General features: G+C 44.3%; 3 protein-coding genes. All 3 read left to right on the top strand.

Annotated elements, in window-relative coordinates:
* Window positions 1-208: 208 nt before the first annotated feature.
* Window positions 209-4690, top strand: a complete 4482-nt coding sequence (locus QZ379_RS08430) for a translocation/assembly module TamB domain-containing protein (protein WP_291563110.1) — start codon at window positions 209-211, stop codon at window positions 4688-4690.
* Window positions 4691-4712: 22 nt separating this feature from the next.
* Entirely contained in the window at window positions 4713-5744 is a 1032-nt protein-coding gene (locus tag QZ379_RS08425) for an agmatine deiminase family protein (protein WP_291563106.1), read from the top strand.
* A 17-nt stretch (window positions 5745-5761) separates the two neighbouring features.
* A partial coding sequence (locus QZ379_RS08420; protein ID WP_291563104.1) for a carbon-nitrogen hydrolase occupies window positions 5762-6634 on the top strand: 873 nt, incomplete at its 3' end.

Here is a 6634-nt window from a genome sequence, read left to right as displayed (position 1 = left end):
AAAGGTAATACTTTTGGGGGAATTTTTCGCAATTCAATTACTTTTGACTATAAATTTGAAATCCGCTGCAAAGTTCATAATATTTTCTCTTAATCGGATAAAACAGGTGTCCATATTCCGTTTTTTTTGCAAAATTTCTGAAATATCAGAAGCTTTTGTAGGTGTAATACACATGATATTTGTATTTTTGTACTGATTTATACACCAAATGAGAACGTTCACGCTAATCAAACATACACTACGAGCCATCATTATACTCCTGATGGTCGTTTATTTCGGGCAGATAGCTTTGCTGAATATTCCGTACATACAGCAAGGTATCAGTTCGATTGCTGTACGTGAACTTTCAAAGGTTCTGAAGACTGAAGTGAAAATCGGGAACATAGATTTGGGGCTGCTGAACAGAATCATTATAAACGACCTCGAGATTTCGGACAGACAAGGCAAACCGCTTGTCAATGCAGCAAGATTTTCAGCCAAATTCGATATCCGGGCAATACTCAGGGGGAAAATCAGAATCAACAGTATCCAGCTTTTCGGTTCAAACGTCAATCTGGCTAAGGAAAACAAGGAATCCGACCTGAACATAAAATTCATAACAGACCTGCTGAAAAGCAAGGATGACAACAAAGAGCAGAAAGTTCTCGACCTGCGAATCAACTCCATTCTGATAAGAAGAAGCAATTTCAAGCTTGATGTGCTGTCGGAAAAAGAAACCGAAGGAAAGTTCAATCCGTCGCATATCGCGGTCAGAAATATATCTGCCAACATATCTCTGAAAGCCCTGTCAGAGGATTCCCTGAACATTCACGTCAAGCGTCTGAGCATGATAGAGAAGTCCGGACTTGCTCTCAGGAAACTGTCATTAAAAGCCATCGGCAATAAGAAAAACCTGCGTATTGAGGAGTTTGAACTGCTGCTGCCTCAAAGCAATGTACGCATAGACAGCCTTGTGGCCGATTTTGACAATCTTCTAAAAATCAAGAGAGTCTCGGATGTAGACTATCATTGCGGTCTGTCGGCAAGCGTTGTGCCTTCGGACATCAGTGCACTGGTACCGGCTCTGAAACATTTCAGCGATACCGTAAACGTGAAATCCACACTTGCCAACGACGGCGACACCCACTATGTAAATGATTTAAGGATTTATTCAAACGATAGAAGTGTAAATCTGGATTTCGGCGGAAACCTCATATTGGCAAACGACACTGCCGACGCATATTTCAACCTCGACATAAAAAGAGTAGAAGTACGCGAAGACGGTGCACAATGGATTTTCAGAAACATAAACGGCAACGAAAATCTGCCGGATATAGTGCAGGACATAGCTACCGCAAGCATCTATGGTAATGTGAAAGGTACGGCCGACAGGATTGAAAACAAGCTGACGATATATACGCCACTCGGCAACATCCAGTCGCAATTCCTGATGAATAGAGATACCGTCAACAACAAAAGATTTTATTCGGGCAGATTCTATTCGGAAAATCTCAATCTCGGAAAACTGACTCAGAAAGAGGACATGCTCGGAAAAGCATCTTTCAATATCGCACTGAACGGACTTACCTACAAGAACAATAAGCCTGAATCGCACGTAAAAGGGGAAATCAAGTCCTTGGATGTCAAGGGATATACATATAGAAATATAATGCTCGACGGAAGATATACTCCGGGGGGATTCAACGGACATATATCAGTAAATGATGAAAATCTGAAACTGAACATCGACGGAAAATTCTCAACAGCGGAAGAGATTCCTGTGTTCAATCTGTCAGCAAGACTGAAGGATTTCCATCCGGAGAAGCTGAAACTGACAGACAAATATGTAAATACTACATATTCATTGAATCTTTTGGCAGATTTCAAGGGTAAGACTTTTGACGATATAGAAGGAAACATCAGTATAGACAGCCTGAACTGTGCATCCGAAGAGAAAGAGAACTGTTACTTCCTACCCTATTTCAGACTTTCGGCCAACGAGAAAGACAATGGTAAAACCATCCGTATAAAATCAGATTTCATAAATGGAGAGATAAACGGAAATTATTCATATAAGACTATTCCGGCAAGCGTAATCAAGGTTGCCCACAGGTATATTCCGTCGTTTTTCGATGAGGGCAACAAGATTATAAAGCAGAAGACGGACAATAATTTCACTCTCCGTTTCACTATTGACAACTCGAATTTCTTCAATAAGGTTCTGAAACTTCCGGTAGAACTGAATATGCCGGCTACACTGAACGGGTATATAGACGACAGCAAAACAAAGGTGTATATTAATGCCAATATCCCGGAAATAATATACAACAACAAGAAATACGAGTCGACTACGCTGCTGTTTGAAAACCCAGAGGAAGACTTGCATTGCCACGTGAGGTCTAACCTGTTAATGAAAAAAGGGGCTATGGTAAATGTCAGCCTTAATGCCAAAGCATACAATGACACTCTTGCAACCAATGTTTTTTGGGGAAACAACACGAGTGTGACATACAGCGGCAAAGTATCGGCACATACCATTTTCTCAAAAAATGCCGACAATGGCAGACTGCATACTGAGATAGAATTAAATCCGAGCCAGGTTGTACTTAGCGATACTATCTGGAACGTGCATAAATCGAATATCAGCATTGACAAAGACAGCATAGACATCTCAAACTTCCTGTTCGAGCACGGCAGACAGTATGTAAAAATCAACGGTCGCATAGGCAAGTCTGAATCAGACTCATGCGTAATCAATCTGCAGAACGTAAACCTCCTGTACATTATGGACATGATACAGTTCAATGCCGTAAAATTCGAGGGAAACGTCAGCGGAAAAGCTCTCGCATCGAACGTGCTGAGCAAGCCTTTGCTGGATGCCAGACTTAAAGTGAACAATTTTTCCCTCAATGAAGCCCTGTTGGGTGAGGCCGACATAAAGGGCGGTTTCGACAATGAAAAGGGAAGAATACTGCTCGATGCCGATATCAGAAAAGCAGACGGAGTGTTCACAGGAGTAAAAGGTTACATATCTCCAAAAGAGAAAGGACTTGACCTGAATATCAATGCCGGAGGTACGGACATGGCTTTCCTGCAGCACTTCATCAAAGATATCTTCAGCGATGTGGAAGGAAAAGCTTATGGACACGTAAGGCTGTTCGGTCCGTTCAAGGAGCTTGACCTCGAAGGCAGAGCCAAGGCGGAAGTGGGAATGAAAGTAAACGTTCTGAACAGTTTCTTCAGAGCCAAGGCTGATTCTGTCATCATCAATTCAGGAGAATTTATATTCAACGATGTTCAACTGACCGACAATGAAGGAAACACAGGAACCGCAAACGGATATCTGAAGCACAAGAAACTGAAAGAGCTGAGCTACATGTTCCGGTTCGACACCAATAACATGATGGTTTTCAGTTCCGACAAGGAAAGTCCGGATTTTCCTTTCTACGGAAAGATATATGCATCAGGAAAGACTAATCTGCGCGGAAATGAAGCCACCGGACTGGTAGTAGACGGCAACGTAAGAGCTGAAAACAATACTTCATTCGTTTACGTCTTAGGTACTGCATCAGAGGCCATAAGCAACAAATTCATCACATTCGTAGACAAGACTCCGAAGAGAAGACAAGAGGTTGTAAAGACTGATTTATACCACTATCTGAACGAGCAAAATACAATAGAGGAAGAAAAAGCTCCGGCAGATATAAGGATAAATCTGCAGATAGAACCTTCTCCACAGGCTGACATGAAAATTATCATGGACCCTGCATCAGGGGACTACATAGCAGCCCAAGGTACGGGAAGTCTGCGAATAAACTTCTTCAACAAGGGTAACTTCCAGATATTCGGTAATTACAATATCTCCGAAGGTATCTACAAGCTGAGTATGCAGAATATCATCAGGAAAGACTTCGTCCTCAGACAGGGCGGCAGCGTATCGTTCAACGGCGACCCTAAGGCTGCCAATCTGAATGTGCAGGCTGTCTACACAGTGTCTTCCGCATCACTAAATGACCTTATAGCGGATGCGACTTCCACAAGGGGTAACATCAGAGTGAACTGTATAGTAAACCTTTCCGGTCTGCTCACCTCCCCTAACCTGAGTTTCGACATCGAGCTTCCTACCGTGAACGAGGAGGACAGGCAGTTGGTGAAGAGCCTTACAGGCACTCCGGAGCAAATGACTACACAGATAATCTACCTGCTTGGAGTCGGCAAGTTCTACACTTACGACTATGCGGCACAGAGCGGACAGTCGGATGCCACAAGCTCGCTCGCATTCAGCACACTTTCCGGCCAGCTGAACAATATGCTTTCGCAGGTTATCGACAGTCAGAACTGGAACGTAGGAACAAACCTCACCACAGGTCAGAACGGATGGACAGACGTAGAGGCGGAAGCAATCCTGAGCGGAAGGCTGCTGAACAACCGACTTATAATAAACGGTAACTTCGGATATAAGGAAAATACGCTCAGAAATACTAACTTTGTGGGCGACTTCGAAGCTATCTGGCTGTTGACAAAGAACGGGGATTTCCGAATAAGAGGATATAACCAGACGAACGACAGATATTTCACCAAATCAACGCTCACTACTCAAGGTGTCGGACTTATCTACAAGAAAGACTTCACCCGATGGGACGAGCTGATAGACTGGGTTGGCAATTTCCGTTCGTACAGAAAGAAAAAACTGTCAGAAAACAAAAAGTAAACTCATAAATCAAGATAGAAGAATGAATACCAATCTTTTACTCCCTGCAGAATGGGACAAACAGAGTTATATACAATTGACATGGCCGCATATAGATACTGACTGGGCCTATATGTTAGACGAAGTAGAAGAATGTTTCGTAAACTTAGCTACTGAGATAGCTTCAAGACAGCCTTTGCTGTTAGTGGCTCCTGAGTTTCCGGAAGCGCTGAATAACTTCCCATACAAGGAAAACATCACATTCTTCCAGTGTAAGACCAACGATACATGGGCCAGGGACCATGCTTTCATAACACTGAAGGACAAGCACGGCGACCCTCAACTGTTAGACTTCTGTTTCAACGGCTGGGGAATGAAATTCGCATCGGACAAGGATAATCTGATAAACAGCAAGCTGTTCGGCAAAGCTCTGCTGAACGGTGACTATATCAACAAGCGCGATTTCGTACTCGAAGGAGGTTCCATAGAAAGCGACGGCAAGGGTACAATGCTCACTACATCTCTCTGTCTGCTTGCTCCAAACAGAAACGACACCAAATCGCGCCATGAAATCGAGGAGTATCTGAAAGAGACATTCAATCTTCAGCAGGTTCTCTGGCTCGACTACGGTTATCTGGCCGGCGACGACACAGACAGCCACGTAGATACTCTTGCCAGACTGTGTCCGGACGATACCATAGCATACGTTAAGTGCAGCGACACGAACGACGAACATTACAGTGCTTTGCTCGCAATGGAGAAACAGTTGGAGTCATTCACCACTCTCGACGGAAAGCCATACAGACTGCTACCGCTCCCTATGCCGGAAGCTATCTATGACGAGGACGGCTACAGACTGCCTGCAACATATGCCAACTTCCTGATTATGAACGAAGCGGTGCTCTACCCTACATACGCACAGCCTGAAAATGATAAGGAAGCTGCAAGAGTATTGTCGGAAGCATTCCCGGGCAGAGAAATCGTTGGAGTGGACTGCAGGGCACTTATCAAGCAACACGGTTCACTACACTGTGTGACAATGCAGTATCCGGAATCAGTATTCAAAGGTAAATAATATAAACATAATTCAATATGAACAGAATAATAAGAGTAGGTATCGTCCAGCAGTCTTGCACAGGAGATATCAAATATAACTTGGAAAAACTTCACAGAAACATAGCATCTCTGGCTAAAGCCGGAGCACAGTTGGTGGTATTGCAGGAATTACACAATTCCCTGTATTTCTGCCAGACAGAAGATACACGTCTTTTCGACCTTGCAGAACCTATCCCAGGCCCTTCTACAGGTTTCTACAGTGAGATAGCTGCCGCATACGGTATAGTTCTCGTAACATCACTCTTCGAGCGCCGTGCAGCCGGACTGTATCACAACACTGCTGTGGTATTCGAAAAAGACGGTAGCATAGCGGGCAAATATCGCAAGATGCACATTCCTGACGACCCTGCATATTACGAAAAGTTCTATTTCACTCCGGGCGATATAGGCTTCGAGCCGATACAGACCTCTGTAGGAAAACTCGGAGTACAGGTGTGCTGGGACCAGTGGTATCCGGAAGGAGCACGCCTGATGGCACTCAAGGGAGCAGAGCTTCTTATCTACCCTACAGCTATCGGATGGGAAAGCACTGACACTCAGGAAGAGAAACTCCGTCAGCTTGGTGCATGGGTAACAGTTCAGAGAGGTCATGCCGTAGCAAACGGATTGCCTGTCATTGCAGTAAACCGCGTAGGACACGAGCCTGACCCGTCTGGTCAGACCAACGGAATCCAGTTCTGGGGAAACAGTTTCGTAGCAGGTCCGCAGGGAGAAATCATCGCTCAGGCTGACAATATGAAGGAAGAAAACATCATCGTGGACATCGACATGAACAGAAGCGAAAATGTACGCCGCTGGTGGCCATTCCTCAGGGACCGCAGAATAGATGAGTTTGGAGAACTTACAAAA

This window comes from Bacteroides sp. (assembly GCF_019417265.1).
Classification (GTDB): Bacteria; Bacteroidota; Bacteroidia; order Bacteroidales; family Bacteroidaceae; genus Phocaeicola.
Note: the sequence above shows the minus strand (reverse complement) of the source record. Positions and strands in the feature narration are given on the sequence as shown.

Coding starts and splice junctions, on each gene's coding strand:
- QZ379_RS08430 (WP_291563110.1), top strand. CDS start 209: ATGAGAACGTTCACGCTAATCAAACATACACTACGAGCCATCATTATA.
- QZ379_RS08425 (WP_291563106.1), top strand. CDS start 4,713: ATGAATACCAATCTTTTACTCCCTGCAGAATGGGACAAACAGAGTTAT.